Annotated in this window: 21 protein-coding genes; 4 read left to right on the plus strand and 17 right to left on the minus strand. The window is 38.5% G+C overall.

What is annotated here, in order from left to right:
• Window positions 1–91: 91 nt before the first annotated feature.
• The 9 genes from ACEN25_RS03780 to ACEN25_RS03820 all read right to left on the minus strand — a co-directional run bounded on the left by ACEN25_RS03780 (window position 92) and on the right by ACEN25_RS03820 (window position 8,535).
• Complete coding sequence (locus ACEN25_RS03780) at window positions 92–910, minus strand: Cof-type HAD-IIB family hydrolase (protein ID WP_441801734.1); 819 nt, start codon at window positions 908–910, stop codon at window positions 92–94.
• A 44-nt stretch (window positions 911–954) separates the two neighbouring features.
• Window positions 955–1,431 (minus strand): DUF4199 domain-containing protein, encoded by a 477-nt coding sequence (locus tag ACEN25_RS03785; RefSeq protein ID WP_441801735.1) that lies wholly within the window; start codon window positions 1,429–1,431, stop codon window positions 955–957.
• A 174-nt stretch (window positions 1,432–1,605) separates the two neighbouring features.
• The gene (locus ACEN25_RS03790; RefSeq protein ID WP_441801736.1) at window positions 1,606–1,962 is read right to left on the minus strand and encodes a DUF3140 domain-containing protein; all 357 of its coding nucleotides are present in this window, start codon (window positions 1,960–1,962) and stop codon (window positions 1,606–1,608) included.
• 162 nt (window positions 1,963–2,124) lie between these two features.
• On the minus strand, window positions 2,125–5,487 hold the full coding sequence (gene secA, locus ACEN25_RS03795) for a preprotein translocase subunit SecA (protein WP_441801737.1): 3,363 nt from the start codon (window positions 5,485–5,487) through the stop codon (window positions 2,125–2,127).
• 187 nt (window positions 5,488–5,674) lie between these two features.
• Window positions 5,675–5,896, minus strand: a complete 222-nt coding sequence (locus ACEN25_RS03800; RefSeq protein ID WP_028374482.1) for a DUF2795 domain-containing protein — start codon at window positions 5,894–5,896, stop codon at window positions 5,675–5,677.
• A 144-nt stretch (window positions 5,897–6,040) separates the two neighbouring features.
• The gene (locus ACEN25_RS03805) at window positions 6,041–6,610 is read right to left on the minus strand and encodes a cob(I)yrinic acid a,c-diamide adenosyltransferase (RefSeq protein WP_441801738.1); all 570 of its coding nucleotides are present in this window, start codon (window positions 6,608–6,610) and stop codon (window positions 6,041–6,043) included.
• 11 nt (window positions 6,611–6,621) lie between these two features.
• The gene (locus ACEN25_RS03810) at window positions 6,622–6,813 is read right to left on the minus strand and encodes a hypothetical protein (RefSeq protein ID WP_028374484.1); all 192 of its coding nucleotides are present in this window, start codon (window positions 6,811–6,813) and stop codon (window positions 6,622–6,624) included.
• Between the two features lie 65 nt (window positions 6,814–6,878).
• Window positions 6,879–7,913, minus strand: coding sequence for an RluA family pseudouridine synthase (locus tag ACEN25_RS03815; protein ID WP_441801739.1), 1,035 nt, complete (start codon window positions 7,911–7,913; stop codon window positions 6,879–6,881).
• Window positions 7,900–8,535 carry a PASTA domain-containing protein gene (locus ACEN25_RS03820; protein ID WP_441801740.1) on the minus strand — a complete coding sequence of 212 codons (636 nt, stop codon included), beginning with the start codon at window positions 8,533–8,535 and terminating at the stop codon, window positions 7,900–7,902. The genes ACEN25_RS03815 and ACEN25_RS03820 overlap by 14 nt, the downstream gene beginning before the upstream one ends.
• 143 nt (window positions 8,536–8,678) lie before the next feature.
• Between ACEN25_RS03820 and ACEN25_RS03825 the strand changes: the two genes are divergently transcribed.
• From ACEN25_RS03825 to ACEN25_RS03835, 3 genes are all read left to right on the plus strand, one after another.
• A complete protein-coding gene (locus tag ACEN25_RS03825) occupies window positions 8,679–9,659 on the plus strand; it encodes a D-alanine--D-alanine ligase (protein ID WP_441801741.1) in 981 nt (326 codons plus the stop codon).
• A 135-nt stretch (window positions 9,660–9,794) separates the two neighbouring features.
• Window positions 9,795–10,247, plus strand: a complete 453-nt coding sequence (gene coaD, locus ACEN25_RS03830) for a pantetheine-phosphate adenylyltransferase (RefSeq protein ID WP_028374488.1) — start codon at window positions 9,795–9,797, stop codon at window positions 10,245–10,247.
• 55 nt (window positions 10,248–10,302) lie between these two features.
• A complete protein-coding gene (locus tag ACEN25_RS03835) occupies window positions 10,303–11,085 on the plus strand; it encodes a hypothetical protein (protein ID WP_441801742.1) in 783 nt (260 codons plus the stop codon).
• A gap of 19 nt (window positions 11,086–11,104) precedes the next feature.
• Here ACEN25_RS03835 and ACEN25_RS03840 read toward each other — a convergent pair whose 3' ends face one another.
• Both ACEN25_RS03840 and ACEN25_RS03845 read right to left on the minus strand, forming a co-directional pair.
• Complete coding sequence (locus ACEN25_RS03840) at window positions 11,105–13,192, minus strand: TonB-dependent receptor family protein (RefSeq protein WP_441801743.1); 2,088 nt, start codon at window positions 13,190–13,192, stop codon at window positions 11,105–11,107.
• A 3-nt stretch (window positions 13,193–13,195) separates the two neighbouring features.
• On the minus strand, window positions 13,196–14,467 hold the full coding sequence (locus tag ACEN25_RS03845; protein WP_441801744.1) for a PQQ-dependent sugar dehydrogenase: 1,272 nt from the start codon (window positions 14,465–14,467) through the stop codon (window positions 13,196–13,198).
• A gap of 389 nt (window positions 14,468–14,856) precedes the next feature.
• Here ACEN25_RS03845 and ACEN25_RS03850 point away from each other — a divergent pair, with 389 nt between their 5' ends.
• Window positions 14,857–16,398, plus strand: a complete 1,542-nt coding sequence (locus ACEN25_RS03850) for a SulP family inorganic anion transporter (protein WP_441801745.1) — start codon at window positions 14,857–14,859, stop codon at window positions 16,396–16,398.
• Window positions 16,399–17,297: 899 nt separating this feature from the next.
• Here the strand turns inward: ACEN25_RS03850 and trpA are convergent.
• The 6 genes from trpA to ACEN25_RS03880 form a co-directional block, all read right to left on the minus strand.
• Window positions 17,298–18,062 carry a tryptophan synthase subunit alpha gene (gene trpA / locus ACEN25_RS03855; protein ID WP_441801746.1) on the minus strand — a complete coding sequence of 255 codons (765 nt, stop codon included), beginning with the start codon at window positions 18,060–18,062 and terminating at the stop codon, window positions 17,298–17,300.
• 192 nt (window positions 18,063–18,254) lie between these two features.
• Window positions 18,255–19,439, minus strand: coding sequence for a tryptophan synthase subunit beta (gene trpB / locus ACEN25_RS03860; protein WP_441801747.1), 1,185 nt, complete (start codon window positions 19,437–19,439; stop codon window positions 18,255–18,257).
• Window positions 19,440–19,506: 67 nt separating this feature from the next.
• Window positions 19,507–20,157 carry a phosphoribosylanthranilate isomerase gene (locus tag ACEN25_RS03865; protein ID WP_441801748.1) on the minus strand — a complete coding sequence of 217 codons (651 nt, stop codon included), beginning with the start codon at window positions 20,155–20,157 and terminating at the stop codon, window positions 19,507–19,509.
• Between the two features lie 162 nt (window positions 20,158–20,319).
• A complete protein-coding gene (gene trpC / locus ACEN25_RS03870; RefSeq protein WP_441801749.1) occupies window positions 20,320–21,102 on the minus strand; it encodes an indole-3-glycerol phosphate synthase TrpC in 783 nt (260 codons plus the stop codon).
• Between the two features lie 3 nt (window positions 21,103–21,105).
• Window positions 21,106–22,098 (minus strand): anthranilate phosphoribosyltransferase, encoded by a 993-nt coding sequence (gene trpD / locus ACEN25_RS03875; RefSeq protein WP_441801750.1) that lies wholly within the window; start codon window positions 22,096–22,098, stop codon window positions 21,106–21,108.
• Between the two features lie 80 nt (window positions 22,099–22,178).
• Complete coding sequence (locus ACEN25_RS03880) at window positions 22,179–22,760, minus strand: anthranilate synthase component II (protein ID WP_441801751.1); 582 nt, start codon at window positions 22,758–22,760, stop codon at window positions 22,179–22,181.
• Between the last annotated feature and the right edge of the window lie 30 nt (window positions 22,761–22,790).

Raw genomic sequence — 22,790 nt, forward strand, 5'->3', positions numbered from 1 at the left:
TTGGTTGGAGGGCGCCTCTCGCTTTTGGTACAAGTTGAAATAATAAAAGCGCTCCATTGGGCGCTTTAATTATTAAGTTTGGGTTGACGATTTAGAGTAAAAATTGTTCAATGGCGCGAGCAACGGCGTGTTCCTTGTTTGTGAACTCGCTGATATAATCTGCAACATCTTTAACCTCTTGAGTAGCATTTGCAACGGCCACTCCTAATCCTACATTTTTAATCATGGTCACATCGTTAAAGTTGTCACCAAAAGCAATTACATTTTCCAGGTTAAGATTATAGTGATCTTTTATAAGATGCTCCAGAGCTGTGCTCTTGTCAATATTTTTGGCGCTTATCTCAAGATAGGTATCTTTTGATCTGTAAAAATGAGCTTCATCCCCGTGTTTTTTTTCAAGTATAGCGATGAGGTCGTCTAAGGCTTCAGGTATGCCCATACACATAATTTTATGGGGTCGTTCATCAATAGCTTTAAGAATAGCTATGTGGTCTTCTAAAGGCACTAAAACAGGTTCTACACGAGTGCTTCTTATTTCTCTTATGGTCCAGTAATCTTCAGATTCTGTGCGCCAGGTATCTGTACAGTAGGTACTAATATTATAGGCATACTTTTTTTGATGCTCAATTACAGTAGCTAGAAAGTCTAAAGAAACTGTATGGCTTTGTAAACACATACCGCTACTATCTAAAATAAGGCCGCCATTATAGCAAATGAGCGGGCTGTTGAGTCTACCTAATTTTTCTTGCAAATAATACATTGCAGATGGCATCCTGGAAGAAGCTAATATGATGGGAAATTCTCTTGATAATTTTGATACGGCAGCAACGGTTTCTTCAGCGATATCACGCTCTGCATTCAATAACGTTCCGTCGATATCAGAACAAAGAAGTTTTAGATTTTTATTCATTGCTCAAAGATAGAACAACAACTTTTTATTGTAGAATTTCAGGTTTATTTCCTTCTTATAAATACTGAAACAATACTGGAGATTAGAATGCCGAATACTAAACTTCCAACTGCAGCTTGAATTATATAGCTTTTTAGATTGAAAAACTCGTTTGCTTCTTCTATAGTTGCTTTTCCGCTGGTTACGGCATACTCAATAACATTCTCAAAGTAATGCGGACTAATATAAGTACTTATAACATACTGCGCCGGTATGGCTAATATGCTTATTAAAATAGTTAGAACTAAGCCGGTTATAAATGCTTGTTTGTAGGTGATAATGCCACCATAAAAATTATTGCGCTTATCAATAAGTGCTATAAAGTAAATACCTATTGCTGGTATATAAAAAAGCATGGTATATATATGATGCCGGTCTATCAGTTGATCGTGCCAACCCGCAAAGCGTTCAAAACCCATCCATAAAAAAAGAAATAGGATGTATATGCTTGCCCATTTGAGTTCAAGACGCGGGTTAATCATAATTTTAGAATTAAAGCAATTATGAAGATACTTAATTTTTTATTTAATTGAAAAATCAAAACCAGGCATCAGCGCATCTACTTGTTTATATAAACATCGTAGCTGTAAAAATGTTTTTGAATGTAGTGAAATGCCTTAGGTGCAATATGAAATCAGAGATTAGAACTTATTTCCTTAGTAAAATTCTTTTTCTCTTTTCTTTGATTTCTCTTTCTTTTTAACATCGAAGCCCAGATTGCGTAGCGAATTCTCCCAATCAAGTTTTGTGTGTTGTACGTTGCTACGCGTATTTTTTATATACTTAATGCGTTGTAAAATACTCTGAATAAAAAGACAATCTGCCTTAGTCAAATCTTCACTGTCTTTCATTAAAATGACCAGCAGTTTGTTAGATTGATCCATAGACGGAGCATCGTCATAATTGGCTACGGTGAGGGGTGCGATATCTGTGCGCAACCATGCACGTAACTCAACGGCTTTCATATTAGTAGCCTCTTTTAATTCCTGATGTAAGCGATATTTAGAAAACAAATTAAAATAAAATTAGGGTATAAAATTAGGAGTATTGTGTATCTCTAAGTGGGCTGCAATATTAAGTTTGTGTAAAGAATATTCAGAAGGTATATAGCTAATGTTATTAACAAAAAACACCCGTTATTAACGGGTGTTTTTTTATCTATATGTATTTAATTTTTATTCTTCTATAAGCACCCATTCTCCTTTATCAAGTAACGGGATTGCTTGTTTAAATTTCATTGATTTTGTTTCACCGTTCATAATGTGCTTAATTGTCACTTTATCATTACGACCTATTTTAGGGCGTTCACGTGTTATTGTTTCGGTTACTTGTTGACGCTGAGGTTGGGTATTAGCACCTGCAGATCTGCTTTGAGAAGCACGCTCATCAAGATTAGGAATCTCTTCCTTAGTGGTCTGTACTTTTTCAGCTTGCTTAACCTGTCTGGCTTCGCGTATCTGATTTTCTTGTTGTACCGGTAGTTCCCCTTTAAATAAGAACGAAATCACGTCTTTATTTACCTGATCTATCATTTGCTTAAATAATTCAAATGCTTCAAACTTGTAAATTAATAGTGGATCTTTTTGCTCGTGAACGGCAAGCTGAACACTTTGCTTCAATTCATCCATTTTGCGCAGGTGTGTTTTCCACGCATCATCAATAATGGCAAGTGTAATATTCTTCTCAAAATCTGTAATCAGCTGCTTCCCTTTAGATTCGTAAGCATCTTTTAGATTCGTTACAACTTTCAGTTCTTTTACTCCATCAGAAAAAGGAACTACAATACGCTCATAGTTGCTATCTGGATTTTCATATACATTGCTAATAATAGGGAAGGCGACTGATGCATTACGTTCCATTTTTTCGCGGTAATGTACCAGTGCAGCATCATAAACTTTTAGCGCAAGTTGCTTTGCAGAAGAAGAATCAAATTCTTTCTGATCTACAGGGCTGCTCATTGAAAAGAAACGAATTAATTCAAATTCAAAATTCTTATAATCCTGAGCTGCCTTGTTAGTTTCTGCAATTACTTCTGAAGTATCGTAAATCATATTTGCGATATCTACACGCAGACGTTCTCCAAACAACGCATGGTAACGACGCTTGTAAATTACTTCACGTTGCGCATTCATCACATCATCATATTCTAACAAACGCTTACGTACACCAAAGTTATTTTCTTCTACTTTCTTTTGAGCACGCTCAATAGATTTAGAAATCATCCCATGTTGAATAACTTCACCTTCTTTAAGACCCATACGGTCCATCATTTTTGCGATACGCTCAGAGCCAAACAGACGCATTAGGTTGTCTTCTAAAGAGACATAGAATTGTGAACTTCCCGGATCTCCCTGACGACCTGCGCGACCACGTAGCTGGCGGTCAACACGTCTTGAGTCGTGACGTTCTGTACCTATAATGGCAAGACCACCTGCCTCTTTTACAGCTTTACTCAATTTAATATCTGTACCACGACCAGCCATATTTGTTGCGATAGTTACCTGACCCGAGTTACCTGCATCAGCAACAATATCTGCTTCTTTCTTATGCAGCTTAGCGTTTAGTACATTGTGAGGTATTTTTCTTAAGGAAAGCATTTTTCCTAATAATTCTGAAATCTCTACCGAAGTTGTACCTATAAGTACAGGTCTACCTGCTTCTACTAGATTTTGAACCTCGTCAATTACGGCATTGTATTTCTCACGTTTTGTTTTGTAAACTTTATCATCGCGGTCATCTCTGGCGATAGGGCGATTTGTAGGTATTTCTACAACATCAAGTTTGTATATTTCCCAAAGTTCTCCAGCTTCGGTAACCGCAGTACCGGTCATACCACTAAGTTTGCGGTACATTCTAAAGTAATTCTGAAGCGTTACTGTTGCGAAAGTTTGGGTAGCATCTTCAATTTTTACGTTTTCTTTTGCTTCAATCGCCTGGTGTAAACCATCGCTGTAACGACGACCATCCATGATACGGCCGGTTTGCTCGTCAACGATTTTTACTTTATTATCCATCACCACATACTCTGTGTCTTTTTCAAATAAGGTGTAGGCTTTAAGAAGTTGATTCATAGTATGAATACGCTCACTCTTGATGCTGAACTCTCTAAAAAGTTCTTCTTTCTTTTCCGCTTCCTCTTCTGGAGTAAGATTTGCATTTTCAATTTTACTAATCTCAACACCCATCTCTGGCATAATGAAGAAATTAGGATCGTCTTTACCAGATAAGTGCTCAATACCTTTGTCGGTAAGTTCTATCTGATTATTTTTTTCGTCTATTGTAAAATATAAATCAGCATCAATCACGTGCATTTCGCGATTGTTGTCCTGCATATATTGATTTTCAGTCTTCTGTAAAAGCTGGCGAATACCTTCTTCACTCAGGTATTTAATTAGCGCTTTGTTTTTAGGTAAACCACGGTAAACACGTAGTAATAAAATTGCTCCTTCTTTAGTGTCTCCGGAAGCGATACGTTTTTTTGCTTCAGCTAAAGTGCCTGTAAGTTGCTGGCGTTGTAATGTTACTAAGCTATCAATTTTAGGTTTTAAGGCATCAAACTCGTGTTGATCTCCTTTTGGTACCGGTCCAGAAATAATCAATGGAGTACGCGCATCATCCACTAAAACTGAGTCAACCTCATCAACAATGGCATAATTAGGTGCACGCTGAACCAAATCATTAGGCGCGTGTGCCATATTATCTCTTAGGTAATCAAAACCAAATTCATTATTAGTACCGTATGTGATATCTGCGGCGTATGCTTTACGACGCGCTGCAGAGTTAGGTCTGTGAAAATCTATACAGTCTAGAGTAAGACCGTGAAAGTTAAATAAAGGAGCCATCCACGCGCTATCTCGTTTTGCCAGATAGTCGTTAACGGTTACCAGGTGAACTCCATTTCCGGTAAGTGCATTTAGATAAACCGGAAGTGTCGCAACTAAGGTTTTACCTTCACCCGTTTGCATCTCTGCGATTTTACCTTGATGCATGGCCACACCACCTATAAGCTGTACATCATAATGTATCATGTCCCAGGTAATCGCTTTACCTGCAGCATCCCAGCTGTTTGCCCAGATTGCATTATCTCCATCTAAGGAAACATAATCTTTATCTGCACTTAATTCACGGTCAAATGAATTTGCAGTAACAACTATTGATGTATTGTGATAAAAACGCTTTGCTGTTTCTTTAACAACGGCAAACGCTTCGGGAAGAATATCATTTAAAACCTGTTCGCTAATCGCATAAGCATCATCTTTTAGCTTATCAATCGCTGCATAAATTTCTTCTTTACGATCTATATCGTCATTTTCATCAGCTTCGTTTTGTAGACGCAATTGCTCTGCATTATTGTCAGCAAGTGCATTAGCGATTTGAGCTTTAAATTGGGTTGTTTTTTGCCTCAGTTCATCGTGGGAAAGCTTTTCTAGCTGCGCTTCAAAGCTTTTTATTTTTTCAACAATAGGTTGAATCGATGCAACGTCCTGTTTAGATTTGTCTCCTACAAAGACTTTTAATACTTTATCTAATAATCCCATAACTTGGTAACTCGTTTATTATCAATAGGTAGCTTACATTAAGCTTGAGGCTCTTCTATTAATACATTAATTTTCCGATAAAATTGTAACCTAAGGTTACAAATAGTTGCTTTTTTAAAGCGGTTCAAATTTAAGCAAAAAAAAAGCCTCAATGCGAGACTTTTTAAGTGTTTACGTGATGTAAAATCTAGTATTCATCCTCATTCCAGAGGTAGTCATCATCAGACGGGTAGTCTGGCCATATTTCGTCAATAGAATCATAAGAATCGCCTTCATCTTCCATAGATTGTAAATTTTCTACAACCTCTAGTGGCGCTCCCGTTCTAATTGCATAATCAATCAATTCATCTTTGGTAGCCGGCCAAGGTGCATCGCTTAGGTGAGAGGCTAGTTCTAATGTCCAGTACATAGTTAACGTATTTAATTTTTTTGCAAAAATAAATTTATTAGCGTAATAACCAAGAAAAATATCAATTAATTCAATATTATTTTTAAGAACGTATGTAATCTCCTTAGATTACGGTACTTATACCCTGTTTTAAAAGCTGAATTCTTATTTTTCGGGTAACCACTTAATTTCTTTTGCTTGTAACTGTTTTGACAAGAAACGTGCCAGTACAAACAGATAGTCAGAAAGACGGTTTAAATACTTTAAAGTATTTTCTTCAAACGGAACCTGTTGATAAAGAGCGGTTGATAATCGCTCTGCTCTGCGACAAACGCTGCGTGCTATGTGACAGAATGACACGGTTTGATGACCGCCGGGAAGTATAAAATGCGTCATAGGTGGCAATTGCTCTTCCATAGTATCCATTTCAGTTTCTAAGAGCGCAATATCTAAATCACTAATTCTTTTTATGTCTAAGCGTTCTTTACCATTTTTTAAAAGCGCCTTGTCAGGATCTGTTGCTAAAATGGCGCCTATAACAAATAATTTTTCCTGTATTTTAATGAGAATAGCCTTACTGTGTGCATCTATTTCCTGATCACGTATTAACCCTAAATGCGAATTGAGTTCATCAAGGGTACCATAACTTTCTATACGAATGTCATTTTTAGAAACACGAGTACCACCAAAAAGGGCAGTAGTACCATTGTCTCCGGTTTTAGTATATATTTTCAAATCTTGTGAATTTAGTTTGTAGGCAAATCGTCTTTTTCCCGCTCTTTTTTACGGTCAAAATATTCTGCTCTAAAATTGCGTTTTTTGCGATCGCGCATTTTACGTTGATTGCGCTTGTTGTTCTTTACTACGCCCAGAAAGAGAATAGCTAAAACAACTACAATGATTATAGTTTGTAAATTTTCAGGTATAAAATCAAGCATACTTTAAAATTACGATATTAAAACTGCTTTAGCGCATTGCAACATCTTGCCTTAGCAGCTTCTAATTATTCCATAGCGTGTTTTGCATAACTGCGCCATTTCTCTATACAATCTACCATATCCTGAGGTACAGGGCTGTCAAAACTCATCCATTCTCCGGTTTTTGGGTGCACAAAACCAAGTGTCTTTGCGTGTAATGCTTGTCGCGGTAATATTTTAAAACAGTTATCTACAAATTGCTTGTATTTAGTAAACGTAGTTCCTTTTAAAATAGCATCACCTCCGTAGCGCTCATCATTAAATAGGGTATGACCTATGTATTTCATATGCACGCGAATCTGATGCGTACGGCCGGTTTCTAGTTTACAGGAAATTTTTGTAACATAACCTAAACGCTCTAAAACTTTGTAATGGGTAACCGCTTCTTTTCCTTGATCTCCTTCAGGGTAAACGGTATTCTGCATGCGGTTTTTAGGGTGTCTACCTATGTGACCTTCTACAGTACCATTTTCTTCTTCAACATTACCCCAAACAATAGCAATATACTCACGCTCGCTACTTTTGTCAAAAAACTGCTTGGCTAAATGCGTCATAGCTTCTTCAGTCTTAGCAACAACAAGAAGTCCGCTGGTATCTTTATCTATACGGTGTACAAGACCGGGTCTGCCGCTGCTGTTTTCAGGTAGGTTTTCAAAATGATAAATTAGTGCATTTATGAGCGTGCCACTATAATTACCGTGGCCCGGGTGTACAACCATTCCTGCCGGTTTATTTACCACCAGAAGGGTGTCATCTTCATAAACAATATCTAGCGGAATGTTTTCTGGAGTTAATAAAAACTCATACGGTGGGTGTTCAAACATAACACGTACCACATCACCGGCTTTAACTTTATAATTTTGTTTTACAACAGCGCCGTTAACCTGAATGTTCCCGTTTTTTGCTGCAGTCTGAATTTTATTTCGAGTCGCCTTCTCAATAAAATTCATCAAAAATTTATCTACGCGCAGCGGCTCCTGGCCTTTACCTGCGGTAAAACTGTAATGTTCGTAAAGTTCGTCTTCCTGTTCGTCTGGCCCTTCGGCATTAAAATCCTGCATCTTCTAGTTCTTCAGCCTCGTTAATTGAATCATCTATATCTACTGAATCTTCAGTAGTTGTATTGTAATAATTATCTTTTCCGTTACCAACTACGAGGTCGATAACCGACATTTTGCGCAATTTATCACCTTCTCTCAATGTAGCGCCGTTGTGTCTCAACTCCAGTACTTCATCTTCAGAAATATGATCGCGTAAGTCTATGTTTCCTATTTTAAAACCTAAGGCCAGTAGAGTAGGCTCTACCTGACGTTGTGTTCTGCCCACCAGCGAGGGTATTGCAATCTCACGATATCCCGAAGGATTGAGCACGAGGTAAATTTTTCGGTTTTCTTTTACAAATTTTCCCGCTGCCGGGTTTTGTTCTATCACTGAGTATGTAGGGTAATCAGGATTGTAGTTAGACGAGTCTATAACCACATAGTTTAGATCTGCATTGTCAAGTTCCTGCTTTACAAGACTTAGTGTCATTTTGCTCAAATCTGGCACCGCAATGCGCTCGTCGTGATTTGTAGAAGCGTTGAGCCAAAAAATAAACCCAAAACCCAGCACAATCAATACGATTACGGCTAACAGTAACTGCATCAAAAATGCTTTGCTAAATATAAATTTTATGAGTCCCATATACATGCAATTTTGCGGCTACAAACTTAGTTTAAAATTGGCTGACCCTCAATTGCAATCATTTTTTTTGCCTAATTATTCTAAAATTAGCGTTCTTTGAGCCCCTATTTCTTATTACTTAACGCAAAGGATTTCTATTTACTATGTCAAAAAAAAATATAGCAGTTATAATGGGTGGTTTTTCAAGCGAGGTAGCCATATCTATGCTTAGCGGAAACACGGTTTGTAAACATCTGGATACTCATAAATATACGGTTTACCCTATTTCTATTTTAAAAGAGGGCTGGTTTTGTACACATCCAGATCATAAACCTATACCTGTAGATAAAAGTGATTTTTCGTTAACTATTGAAGGCACAAAAATCACCTTTGATTGTGTGTTTAATACCATTCACGGCACTCCTGGAGAAGATGGTACCATACAAGCGTATTTTGATTTAATGCAGATACCTCAGACGGCTTGCGATTATTATGAGGCTGCGCTTACCTTTAATAAGCGTGACTGTATAAGTGTGTTAAGGGCTTATGGTGTTAAAACAGCAACAAATTATTTTTTGAATAAAGGTGATGCGATTAATCCTGCCGAAATTGTTGCCAGAGTAGGCTTGCCTTGTTTTGTAAAAGCCAATAAGGCGGGGAGCAGTTTTGGCGTTTCTAAGGTGTATGCAGAAGAAGAACTGGAAGCTGCAATTGCGGTTTCTTTTAAAGAAGACGATGAGATTATTATTGAATCGTTTCTTTCGGGTACCGAAGTTTCGGTAGGTGTTATTAATTACCACGGAAAAATACAGGCTTTGCCGGTCACCGAAATTGTAAGCGAGAATGATTTCTTTGATTACGAAGCGAAATACGCCGGAAAGTCTCAGGAAATCACTCCTGCCCGAATTTCAGCAGAACAAACCGAAGCTGTGCAACGCGAGGCCGAGAAAGTTTTTAAAGTTTTAAAATTGAAAGGGCTCACTCGAGCGGAATTCATTTTTCATAACGGCGAACCACATTTCTTAGAAGTAAATACGACACCGGGATTGAGTCCCGCGAGCATTATTCCGCAGCAGGCACAAGTAGCAGGTATTAGCCTTTCTGATTTGTTTGATAATGTGATTGAACAAGCTTTGTCAAAATAAGAATTTAAAAACACGATTTAAGAAATACAACGTGTAAGATTTTAATGAAGTCGCGTGACAGGTATCTGTTGAGTCGTAAACTCAAATCGTCACTTCAATTTTGTATTTTTAATTTTCAATATTGAATACGTTACTATGAAACGCGCAGTCTTCCCCGGTTCTTTTGATCCGCTAACATTAGGTCATTATGATATCATCGAACGTGGTTTAACGCTCTTTGATGAGATTATTTTGGCTATAGGTGTTAATGCAGATAAAAAATATATGTTCACGCTAGAGCAACGTGAGGCTTTTTTAAAAGAGTCGTTTAAAGACGAACCCAAAATTAAAGTAATGACCTACAAAGGACTTACGGTAGATTTTTGTAATGCGACAGATTCGGGTTTTATCCTTCGTGGACTTAGAAATCCCGGGGATTTTGAGTTTGAAAAAGCCATTGCACATACAAACCGAAAGCTTTCTCAAATCGAAACTGTATTCTTGCTCACCTCCTCGGGTAAGAGTTATATATCTTCTTCAATAGTTAGAGATGTAATTCGCAACGGTGGTGATTACACCGGTCTGGTACCTGATACGGTGCGGGTTTAACTAGGTGCAACATTCGGTCTGATTTTTGGTCTTTCAATAATACAAGCGCATTTCTATGATCAGATTCTTCATCCTTACTATTCTACTTTTTACTACTGCACTTGGTTTTGCGCAGAATACCTCTGGCAAAGTTTACGCCGGAGAAAAGCGAGTTCCCGGGGTTCTAGTTGAAAACAGAACTCAAAATAAAAGTACCGTTACTACAGATGAAGGGGATTTTAGTTTAGCCGCTCGACTCAAAGATTCTTTGGTATTTAGCGCGCCATTTATGGAAACTCAGGTTTTTATTGTAGAACCTTATCAACTCGAAAAACGCTGGGTAGTTGAACTTAAAGAGAATCTAAACGAACTGGAAGAAGTGCGTCTTACGGAAGCGCCAAAAGAGAAAAAGTTTGATCAGGAGGAATATACCCAGCAGGTAAACGCGATGGTAAAAACAGATTATAAACTAAATCCACAGGAATACCGGCCAAAATATACTACTCAGGGTATTGATTTTATTATGCTAGCTAGGCGATTTGCAAGTTTATTTAAAAGGGATCCTTCAAAAAAAATAGAAATTAAAGATTATGGTGTAGTTACTTATGAGCGCCTTGAGCAGCTTTTTGCCAGAGATGATTATTTTGATAAAAAGTTTCTAGAGGAACAGCTTCAAATCTCTCAAGAATATAAAAATCTCTTCTTTGAATATGTTGCTGCTGTGAATCTAGATGGAATTCTTTTTGAACCTGAGCATCAGCTTGATTTTTTAAAAGAACTATTAGCTTTAAGCGAAAGCTTTAATGCAGAGATTAAAAATTTTGAACAGGAAGGTGTTTCTATTCCTGAGAAAAATTAAAGTTCAGTTTCTAATAACCTTAGTTCAGGTTTACATTTAACCCTACATAGAAATTTATAGGCTCCCCGGGATAAAAAAAGCGCGGTGCAGCACCGCCAAACCCTGTCGCATTGGGTAAAATCTGAGCTGCATAATTGGTGTCAAAAACATTATTTACACCACTATAAAGTGTTGCTTTAAAATTTTGTGAAAACTGAAACGCGTAATCTGCTCTTAAATTTACCAGATTATAACTGTCACCGTAAACAGTATTTGCATCATTTAGTGGAATAGCACCTGTATGTCTAAAATTAGTATTGAACCTAAAGCCAGAAGAATGCTTTAAATCAACACCCAGATTGAAAATCTCATCTGCAACACCGGTTAAATCATTTCCATTATAAGTGATGTCATTATCTGTAAATTCATCGAACGAATAATCATTTAAAGCTAATGAAGTATAGGGTTTGAACTCCCAGTTTGCAGCAAGCCGCGTTCTATAATTAATCAGTAATTCTATACCGTTATGATCAGTTTTACCGGCATTACGCCCCACATATTGGTCATTACCAACGCGCTCTGCAACCAGTAAATCGTTTACCTGTACCGTGTAAAAAGCAAGCTCTGTATAGAGTGTTTTATTGAACCATTGTGCTTTTAAACCCAGTTCATAATTAACACCGGTTTCCGGTTGTATTTCGGGGTTTATGGCGCCTTCGGGCGTAAGTGTTTCGGCAACTGTGGGTAATGAAAAGCCTCTGCTTACGGATGCATATAAAAATTTGTCTGTGACCACTTCGTAGGTCAAACCAGCCTGAGGTAAGAACAGGCGCGGGTAGGTATATACTCCAGAATTGTCAATATTGCTTTCGTTAAGGTAATCGTCGAGCACATACCTACTGTGATTGTAGTTAAGCCCTATATCTGCCTTTAAACGTTCAGTTAGCTGAAGACTTATTTGTGCAAAAAGGTTAAGGTATTTTCGGTCTTGTTCCTGATTACTAAACAGGTTACCTTGTAAACTTCCGTTTCCGGAATTATCCTGATATAAATTTTCAAAGAGTTTTGCCTGGTAATGCTCATCAAAATACTCAACCCCAATGCTGCTTTTTGCAGGAATATTAAAAATGGAAAATGAGGATTGTAAATTGCTGCGTATCCCAAATGCAAAAGAATCTTCATCTAAAATATCAAACGGTCGTGGTTCGTAACCGTCTCTGTAGTTGATAAACACACTGGTCGTCCACAAGTTGTACTCATTAAACTGCCAGTTGTACGAAAGCCCTGCAAGGCCTTTGTCATACGACTCATAACCTTGAGCAGCATTCCAAGTAAAAGCTGCTTTTTTGGGATTATTTTCAAAATCTTCCGCATTGATAGAACTTGGGATGAAGGCTTTTAAGCGTGTGTAATTCCCAAAAAACGTTAGTGAACTTGTGGCATTGAGTTCTGTTTTCGCGTATGCGGTATAGGTATTCCTGTTGTAATTACTATTAGCTCTAAAGCCTTCTTTTTCAAGATGATTATAACTGATGAAACCTGCAGTTTTATTGTTTGCTAAAGATGCCGTTATTCCGCTTTTAAAAAGGCCAAAAGAGCCGCCGAGACCATTAAGTTGAACTGAAGCAGATTCTGGTTTTGGTTTTAAAACCGAAATATTGATTGCTCCTCCTAATCCGGCTCCATAACTACTGCTTGCGGGACCTTTTATAATTTCGAGACGTTCAATAAGGTTGAGGTCTAGGTCTTCTAACGTAGTTTCTCCCTCACCGGTGGTGAGTGGTATGCCTTCTATATACGCTTTTACCCGATTTGTAGCATACTGGCTACGCGCACCCAAACCGCGAATGCTGATGCGGCTGGTGTTTAAGGCACCTTGCTGCATTTGAATACCGGGATTCTTATTGATTTCGTTTGCGATAGAGAGTTGGTCACCGCGTTGCAGATCTTCGGCATTAATTACATTTACCGATGCCGTAATGCGCTGCAATTGATCTTGAATAGGGGTAGAAGTGATTACAACTTCACCTAGTGTGTTACGTACAGAAACAGAATCTGCTGTTGTCTTCACTTGCGCCTGAGCAAAAGTAGAAAGCAACAGCAGAGAAAGAATAGCTATTTTGCTCATATTTTATTTTGCAAAAATCTTCCAGATAATACCACTATCATCATCATTAACAAGTAGTGAACCATCTGGAGTAACCGTAGTTGCTACCGGGCGGCCATATACTTCGTCACCATTTGCATCTGGTATAAAACCGGTTAAGAAATCTTCTGCAGGCTGCGGTTTTCCATTTTTAAAAGGAATAAAAACAACTTTATAGCCTGAAAAAGGATCGCGGTTCCAGGACCCATGCTGACCTACAAAAGCTCCGTTTTTATATTTAGCAGGAAATGCATCTGCGGTGTAAAAGGTAAATCCTAAAGAAGCGGTATGGGGTCCTAAAGGTACATCGGGCATAATCGCTTTATCTACTAAATCTTGATGCGGGTCGTCTGCCCAGCGCGGATCTTTAATTTGACCATAGTAGCTATATGGCCAGCCATACCAACCGCCTTTTTGAACGCTTGTTGCGTAATCTGGCACCAGATTGTTTCCTAATTCGTCACGCTCATTTACTGCAGTCCATAAATCACCAGTTACCGGATTCCAGTCCATTCCTACCGGATTTCTTAGTCCCGAAGCATATACGATTTCGCCACTTCCATCTAGATTTACCTCAAGAATATTAGCGCGACGCTCTTCTTTTTCCATACCCTGATCTCCCACATTACTAGCAGAACCTACAGAGATGTAAATTTTATCTTGAGCAGCGTTTGTAATAATGTTACGCGTCCAGTGATTGTTATAACCACTTGCAGAAAGTTCAACAATTTTTTCGCCTTCACCTTCTAGTTTGGTTTGACCTTCTTTGTATGGGAAACGGTATAAACCATCTGTATTTGCAATGTAGAAATAGTTGTTTACAACCAGCATCCCAAAGTTTTGGTTTAAGCCCTCTTTAAAAACAAAACGCTTATCTACTTCGCCATCCTGATCTGTATCTCTCAACAGCGTAATTTGATTTGCACTGTCACGGGTATTTGCTTCAGCAACAAAAATATCTTTATTCGGTGCGATGTACGTCCATCGTGGGTGTTTTAAAGAATCGGCGAAACGTGTAACGGTAAAACCTTCTGGCGCTACCGGGGTTTTACCTTCTGGCCAACCTATAACCTTACTGTTTTTAGATACAGATTCTGAAGAAAAAGGAGCGACAAGGTCTAAAGGACCTACTGCAGTTTGAACGGTAGTAATACCCGTATCTGCGATTTCTTCTTTTTCTGCATCCGGTACCGTTTTTTCATTTTTGCAAGCTGAAAGTAGCAGGAGACCTACTGCTGCGTATAGATATGTTTTCATAAAATCATTTTCAACGAAAATAGTGTTTAAATAATTCCTTAATCCGTTATAACAACGGATTAATAAAAATTTAACGGGTCTCCAAACTATATATCGTTTGAGTTTAATTAAAAGCAACTTATTGAAAGTATAAAGTATTGTATTTTAATAATTTAACCTATTGAATTGCAGGTGTCTTGTGCTTTTAATTAAAAAGATTAATTTTGCGAACTTATTATGAAAATCACCATTCATTTTATCGCAGTTACTCCGCCTTGATTTACAGCCTTTAAATCAATGTCTAACACTCAATTCTTATACGATTCTAATAATATTGAATGGTATAAAAAATTTGAGATCCAATCCTATTTCTTAATCAGCCAGTATCCCTGCAGTTTACCAATATTATTATGAAAAAAGTATTTAACTTATTTGATCTTACTCAAAAAGTAAATTATAAAACCGAAGTATTAGCAGGTCTGACTGTTGCAATGACGATGATTCCTGAATCCCTATCTTTTGCAATACTTGCGGGTTTTCCTCCTTTAATGGGACTCTATGCTTCTTTTATTGCCGGTTTGGTTACTGCAATTTTTGGAGGGAGACCAGGAATGATTTCAGGTGGAGCGGGAGCAACCGTTATTACACTTATTGCATTAATGAATTCTAATGGGCTCGAGTATGTATTAGCTGCTGTAGCGCTTGCCGGTGTCATTCAAATTTTAATCGGTCTTTTTAAACTGGGTAAGTTTATACGACTGGTACCGCACCCGGTAATGTTTGGCTTTGTAAACGGTCTTGCGATTGTAATTTTTATGTCACAGATAAAGCAATTTAAAGTATTAGTGGGCGGCGAGTATGAGTGGCTTACAGGTGCCCCGTTATTGATTATGGCCGGTTTGGTAGCTCTTACTATAGCTATTGTTGTGCTTTTACCAAAATTGACTAAAGCCGTGCCTTCTTCTTTAGTAGCGATTATAGTAGTTTTTGTATTGGTTTATTTCTTAGGAATAGACACAAAGACCGTAAAAGATATTGCTTCAATAAGCGGTGGTTTTCCTCCGTTTCATATTCCTAACATTCCTATAAGTTATGAGACTTTAAAAATAATAGCACCCTATTCACTAATAATGGCTGCTGTAGGACTAACGGAAGGTTTATTAACCTTAAACCTTGTTGATGAAATTACCGAAACTAAAGGTAACGGTAACAGAGAGTGTATCGCTCAGGGAGGTGCAAACATGCTAAACGGCTTTTTCTTTGGGATGGGGAGTTGCCCAATGATTGCACAAACTTTAGTGAATTTATCTGCTGGTTCAAGAGCACGCCTGTCTGGTATTATTGCGGCTCTTACAATCTTATTAATAGTTTTATTTGGAGCTCCTATTATTGAGCAGGTACCTATGGCTGCATTAGTAGGGGTTATGATTATGGTCGCAATAGGAACCTTTGAGTGGGTGAGCTTAAAGATTTTTAATAAAGTGCCTAAAAAAGATATTTTTCTTGTTATTATCGTTGCAGTTATTACGGTAGTGCTACACAACCTGGCATTAGCTGTTTTAGTAGGGGTGATTCTTTCGGCTTTGTTTTTTGCATGGGAAAGCGCAAAACGCATTCGAGCCAGAAAATTTGTTGACGAAGATGGGATTAAGCATTATGAAATATTTGGTCCCTTGTTTTTTGCGTCAACCACTAATTTTATTGAAAAGTTTGATGTTGCAAATGACCCGGAAGTGGTAATTATCGACTTTAAAGAAAGTCGTGTTTCTGATATGTCTGCAATTGAAGCTCTAAATGTAATTACTCAGCGCTATCATAAAGTAGGAAAGAAGGTGCATTTAAGATATTTAAGTAACGATTGTATTCGTCTATTAAAAAATGCGGAAGCGATAATAGATGTTAATATTATGGAGGATCCAACTTATAGACTTGTAGAAGATAAAAAGAGCTAGTTTATTAGGTTCACGATTCTTTGGGCGTGTCCCTTCGGGTCGGGCTATGCGCTGCAATTCCTCGGCTGCGTTATCACGTGGCCTGCGGGATTTACGCTGCTATCCCTCACGCAAATATCCTGGTCATTCTTTTATTATTTTTTAGCGTGTCCCTTCAGGTCGGGCTATACGCTGCAGTTCCTCGGGTGCGTTCTCACGTACCTGCGGGATTTAGGCTGCTATCCCTCACGCAAATATCCTGGTCATTCTTTTTGTAAGTTTTTGGGCGTGTCCCTTCGGGTCGGGCTATACGCTGCAATTCCTCGGCTGCGTTATCACTTGCCTGCGGGATTTAGGCTGCTATCCCTCACACAAATATCTAGGTCATTCTTTTAATTATTTTTTTTTTCGTGTCCCCTTTGGGATGGGCTATGCGCTGTAATTCCTCGGCTGCGTTCTCACGTACCTGCGGGATTTAGGCTGCTATCCCTCACGCAAATATTCTCGTCATTTTTTTATAATTCTTTGGGCGTGTCCCTTCGGGTCGGGCTATACGCTGCAATTCCTCGGCTGCGTTCTCACGTGCCCTGCGGGATTTAGGCTGCTATACCTTAAAACAAAAAAAGCCGATCTAATAGATTAGATCGGCTTTTATATGTAGAAGTTTTAATTACTTCTTATTCTGCTGGTCTTTGATGGTTTTCTTATCAAAGTCCACTTTGTTTGTATTTACGTTTCTGTCTCCCGTTGGATTCGTTGGGTTTTTCTGGTCTACTTTACTATCAAATTTCTTGTCCATAATACATCTTGTTTTTTAGTTATTTAAAGTTACAAAGCGACGTTGTTAATTAGTGGTAACAACATCCTAAAACAAGGTTAATATCAAGACAGCAAAGCATTTAGTGTAATATACAATCGACTTAAGTTCTAATGGTTCTGATGAACTTAGATATTCCCGAAATTCCATTTTTAGTTAAGTCGGTAATAAATGCCGAGCCTATAATCGCTCCTTTTGCTGATTTTGTAGCTGCTTTAAAGGTTTCTTCATCTTTAATCCCAAAACCTACAATTTGTGGGTTGTTTAGTGAAAGCCCAGCGATACGCTCAAAATAATCGATTTGTACACTGCCAAACCCAGACGTTTTTCCGGTTGTACTTGCGCTACTTACCATATATATAAAGCTATCACTTGCAGCATCAATTTGCTTTATACGCTCGTCTGTGGTTTGAGGAGTAATTAAAAATACCATTTTAAGATCGTATTTCTCGAAGATACTCTGGTAGTGCTCCTGGTATTCCGCGAGCGGAAGATCTGGCATAATAAGACCGTCAATGCCTATGGCTGCACACTCTTTACAAAACTTCTCAACTCCGTATTGCAACATCGGGTTAAAATAGCCCATTACGATAAGCGGAATATCTACGGTTTTTCTTATGTCTTTAATTTGGTCAAATAGTTTTGCGGTGGTCATTCCGTTTTTCAAGGCAGCTGTAGAACTTTCCTGTATGGTAGGACCGTCTGCTAAAGGGTCGCTAAACGGAAGTCCGATCTCAATCATATCTACACCGGCTTTTACCAGTTCTTCAATCACAGGCACGGTATCTTCTAATTTAGGGTAACCCGCAGTAAAATATATCGATAGCAGCTCTTTGTCTTCCTGTAGGCGTTTGTTTATTCTGTTCATGGTTTGTATTTTTTTAAGTCATTTCTAAACTTCAACTTTCGCTCAGGTTAAGCTTTGTTAGAAATCTTTATGTTTTAGGACTAGCGTTAGGGATTGAGGCTTTGTTGGAGCTCTTTTTTATGTGCTTTTTTACCACATAAAAAAAGCGACTGCCAAAAGCCCGACCCAGCTCCTGAGAGGAGGGAAACGCCCTTATGCTAAATCAAAATATTCGATATAGGTGTTGAGGTCTTTATCACCACGACCACTCAAATTAATGACAATCACATCATCTTTTTTAAATTTGCGATCGTTAAAAATTGCGAGAGCGTGCGAGGTTTCAATTGCCGGGATAATACCTTCTAGTTTACTCAGTTCTAAACCGGCTTCCATCGCATCTGCATCGGTAACGCTTATAAATTCTCCTCTTCCACTTCTAAATAAATTTGCGTGCATAGGGCCAACTCCGGGATAATCGAGTCCGGCAGAAATAGAGTACGGCTCTGTAATCTGGCCGTCTGCAGTTTGCATCAATAAGGTTTTGCTTCCGTGAATGATGCCTTCTTTACCTAATGCTGAAGTTGCAGCGCTTTCCCCACTATGAATACCTTTTCCGGCAGCTTCTACAGCAATAATTCCTACTTCAGGATTGTCTAAATAATGGTAATAAATACCGGCAGCATTACTACCGCCACCTACGCAAGCCACCACATAGTTCGGGTTTTCGCGACCTTCTTTTTCTAATAACTGTTTTTTTACTTCAGCAGAAATCACACTTTGAAAACGCGCCACCATATCAGGGTAGGGATGCGGGCCCACCACACTACCTATAATATAATGGGTATCTGTAGGATTATTAATCCAGTCGCGTATGGCCTCATTCGTAGCATCTTTAAGCGTTTTACTACCCGATTCTGCCGATACCACTTTGGCGCCCAGCATTTTCATTCGGGCAACGTTAGGAGCTTGCCTTTTAATGTCAACAGCACCCATATATACAATACATTCAAAACCCATTAACGCACATACAGTAGCTGTTGCCACCCCGTGTTGCCCGGCACCGGTTTCTGCTATAATACGGGTTTTGCCTAAGCGCTTTGCCATTAGAATCTGCCCAATCGTATTGTTAACTTTATGGGCACCCGTATGGCATAAATCTTCACGCTTTAAATAGATTTTTGTACCGTATTTTTCTGAAAAACGCTTTGCAAAATAAAGTGGGGTAGGGCGGCCTACATATTCTTTCAGCAGCTCGTTAAACTCTTTTTGAAAATCTGGCTCCTGCATCACTTTTATGTAATTCTGGCGCAACTCTTCTACATTAGGATACAGCATTTCCGGGATGTATGCCCCTCCAAAATCACCGTAATAGCCTTTTTCGTTTACGTTGTAATTCATAGCTCTGTTCTTTTATTACGCCTTTCAATTATCGTTTAGGATATATCAAGGCGGAGTCGTTTATTGTTTAATTATTCTTTTTTAAAGCTGAAACTAAGTTCTTTAACTCTTCAATATTTTTTAATCCCGGTTCTAGTTCAAACTTGCTGTTTACATCTATCGCATACAGCGGAAGATTTAATTGAAGGAACTCTTTTACCGAGCTGATCTCTGCTAAGCCAATACCGCCACTTAAAATAAATAGTTTTTGTGACAGGTAGCTTTTTAAAACTTTCCAATCAAAGGTATAGCCGTTTCCACCTTTTTCTTTGCCTTTAGTATCAAATAGAAACTTGTCAACTACGGCCTCATAATCTTCTAAAATTGAAAAGTCAAACGTATCTTTAATACTGAAAACTTTCCATACCTCGACTGCATTTTGCACAGTCATTCCTAAATTAGGATGTGATGCTGAAACAAGTTCAGCATGACGGGTTTTTAGTTCCGCACAATACTCAGGAGATTCAGAGCCGTGAAGCTGAATAACCTCAAAACCAAATTGCTGTATTTTTTCCAAAATAAAATCTAATTCTGCATTTACGAATACGCCCACTTTTTTTATTTCAGAAGGCAGTTCTGGAATCTCATTCAACTCATAATTCCGCGGACTTTTATCATAAAAAATAAAACCCAAATAGTCTGGAGCAAGTGCTGCAACTTCTGCGGTGTTGTGCTTCATTCCGCAGACTTTAAGCCGCAGCGCGGCAGGCTTCGTACAAGTAGCTGTTTTAGATTTAGGTGCGTTTCTATTTTTCATTTTATAATTCTTCTAGAAGGGAGATTAACCAGCTCTCTTTCAGCATAGCTGAAACTTCCCATCCTTGAAAAGATGGGAAACCTTTTATTTGAGTTCTTTGATAAAAGCCTCCGCGCTACGGCCGGGATTATCGGTTTTCATAAAGTTTTCTCCTATTAAAAAACCTTTATATCCATAGGGTTTCAACTCTTGTATTGCTTCGATGCTGCTAATTCCACTTTCAGAAACTTTTACAAAGTCATCAGGAATTTCAGTAGAAAGAGTTTTACTGATGTCCAGACTTACATCAAAAGTTTTAAGATTTCGGTTATTAACGCCCAGCATATCAAGAGAGGGCATAATTGATTTTTGCAACTCTTCCAGATTGTGTACTTCTAACAGCACATCAAGGTCTAAGGACTTTGCAAATTCAGAAAGCGATTTAATTTCGCTTTGCGAAAGCACTGCAGCAATTAACAGAATCACATCTGCACCATAGGCTTTGGCTTCTAAAATCTGATATTCATCAACGATAAATTCTTTTCTCAAAAGCGGAAACGCACTTGCAGCTCGTGCGATTACTAAATCATCAAGCGAACCGCCAAAATATTTTCCGTCTGTTAAAACACTCATCCCACATACACCTGCCTGCTCATAACCCATCGCGACATCCTGTACATTTAAACTGTTATTGATAGTTGCTTTACTGGGAGAACGTCTTTTGTGTTCGGCAATAATACCGGTGTTACTAGCTTTTAAAGCAGCTGCAAGCGATGGGCTTTTACGCTCAAACAATACCGATTGTTCTAATTGTTTTACCGGAATTAATCCCTTTCTCAAGGCTACTTCCCTGTACTTGTCTGCAATTATTTTATCTAGAATATTCATTTGCTATCTGCTCAATTCAATTAGTTTATTCAGTTTTTCTAAACCTTTTCCGCTTAAAAGCGATTCTTTTGCCAGCTCAAAACCTATTTTTGGTTCGAGATTTCTTACGGTAGCAATGGCCATTCCTGCATTTGCAGACACTACATTATTCTGTGCTTCGGTGCCTTTCCCGCTTATGACTTTCTTAAAAATAGCTGCCGAAGATTCAATACTATCACCTCCGTAGATTTCTTGTTGCGTGATTTGTTTTACTCCAAAATCTTCAGCACTAAGCATACGTTCGCTTGAGTTGCGTATCGCTTTTGTATTGCCCGTAAGTGAAATTTCATCGTAGCCGTCTATACTGTGCAGAATCGTAAAATTCTTAGTGGTTTGCTGGTATAAGTAACCGTACATTCTGGCCAATTCCAGATTGAAAACGCCTACCAGTTGATTGTCTGGAAAAGCAGGATTTACCATAGGGCCCAACATATTGAAAAAGGTTTTAACACCCAGTTCACGACGGATGGGTCCTACGTTTTTCATCGCGGGGTGAAATAGGGGAGCGTGCAATACACAAATACCCGCCTCGTCAAGACAGCGTTTTAAAAAGTCTTTATCACTACTAAATTTAATGCCCAGATGTTCCATCACATTGCTGCTTCCGCTTACTGAGGAAACTCCGTAATTACCGTGTTTGGTCACATTAATCCCTGCACCTGCCGCAACAAATGAAGCAAGTGTAGAAATATTAAAGGTATCTTTACCATCGCCACCCGTACCACATAAATCAATTGCATTGTAGCCTTCAAAAGGTACTGCGATACACAAATCTAAAAGGGCATCCCTAAAGCCGGCAAGCTCTGCTACGGTAATACTACGCATCATATAAACGGTTATAAATGCCGCAATCTGACTCGTATTGTATTTTCCTTCAGATATATTTACCAGAACCTCACGCGCCTCCTCCTTACTTAACTGATCGTGATTTATAAGTCTGTTTAAAATAGTTTTCATTATCCTCTTCTAGCTCCCCTAAATGGGGAGGATTAATATTTAATTTTAGGAAAAAGAAACCCCTGTTTCCTCTTTGGGAGTTAGGGGGCTGTTACCCAATTTTTAATCATTTTTTTACCTTCGGGAGTCAATACAGACTCCGGATGAAATTGTACCCCACGCACATCAAAAGTTCTATGACGCAGCGACATAATCTGCCCATTTACATCTACAGAAGTGATCTCTAACTCTTCCGGAAAACCTTCAGGAGCCACCACCCAGGAGTGGTATCTGCCTATCTCAAAATTTTCAGGGATATCTTTAAAAAGCGGTTCATCTGCAACCAGTTGCTTTGCTGAAGTGGCTACCCCATGAAAAACCTGATCCAAATTTATAAGGCTTCCGCCAAAAACTTCACCTATAGCCTGTTGCCCCAGGCACACACCCAGCATACTTTTGCTAGCAGCATATTCCTTAATAATTGCTTTTAAAAGTCCGGCTTCATCAGGAATACCGGGACCGGGTGAAAGCAGTATTTTATCGTAGTGCGCAACCTCTTCCAGAGTAAGTTGGTCGTTGCGTTTAACAGTAACTGTGCAGTCTAAATCTTCTAAATAATGCACCAGATTGTAAACAAAACTGTCGTAATTATCGATGACTAAAACGTGTATTGGCTTCGCCATTATTTTTATGTATTGATACTAATTAATCTT

Source organism: Leeuwenhoekiella sp. W20_SRS_FM14 (genome assembly GCF_052119605.1).
Taxonomy (GTDB): Bacteria; Bacteroidota; Bacteroidia; order Flavobacteriales; family Flavobacteriaceae; genus Leeuwenhoekiella.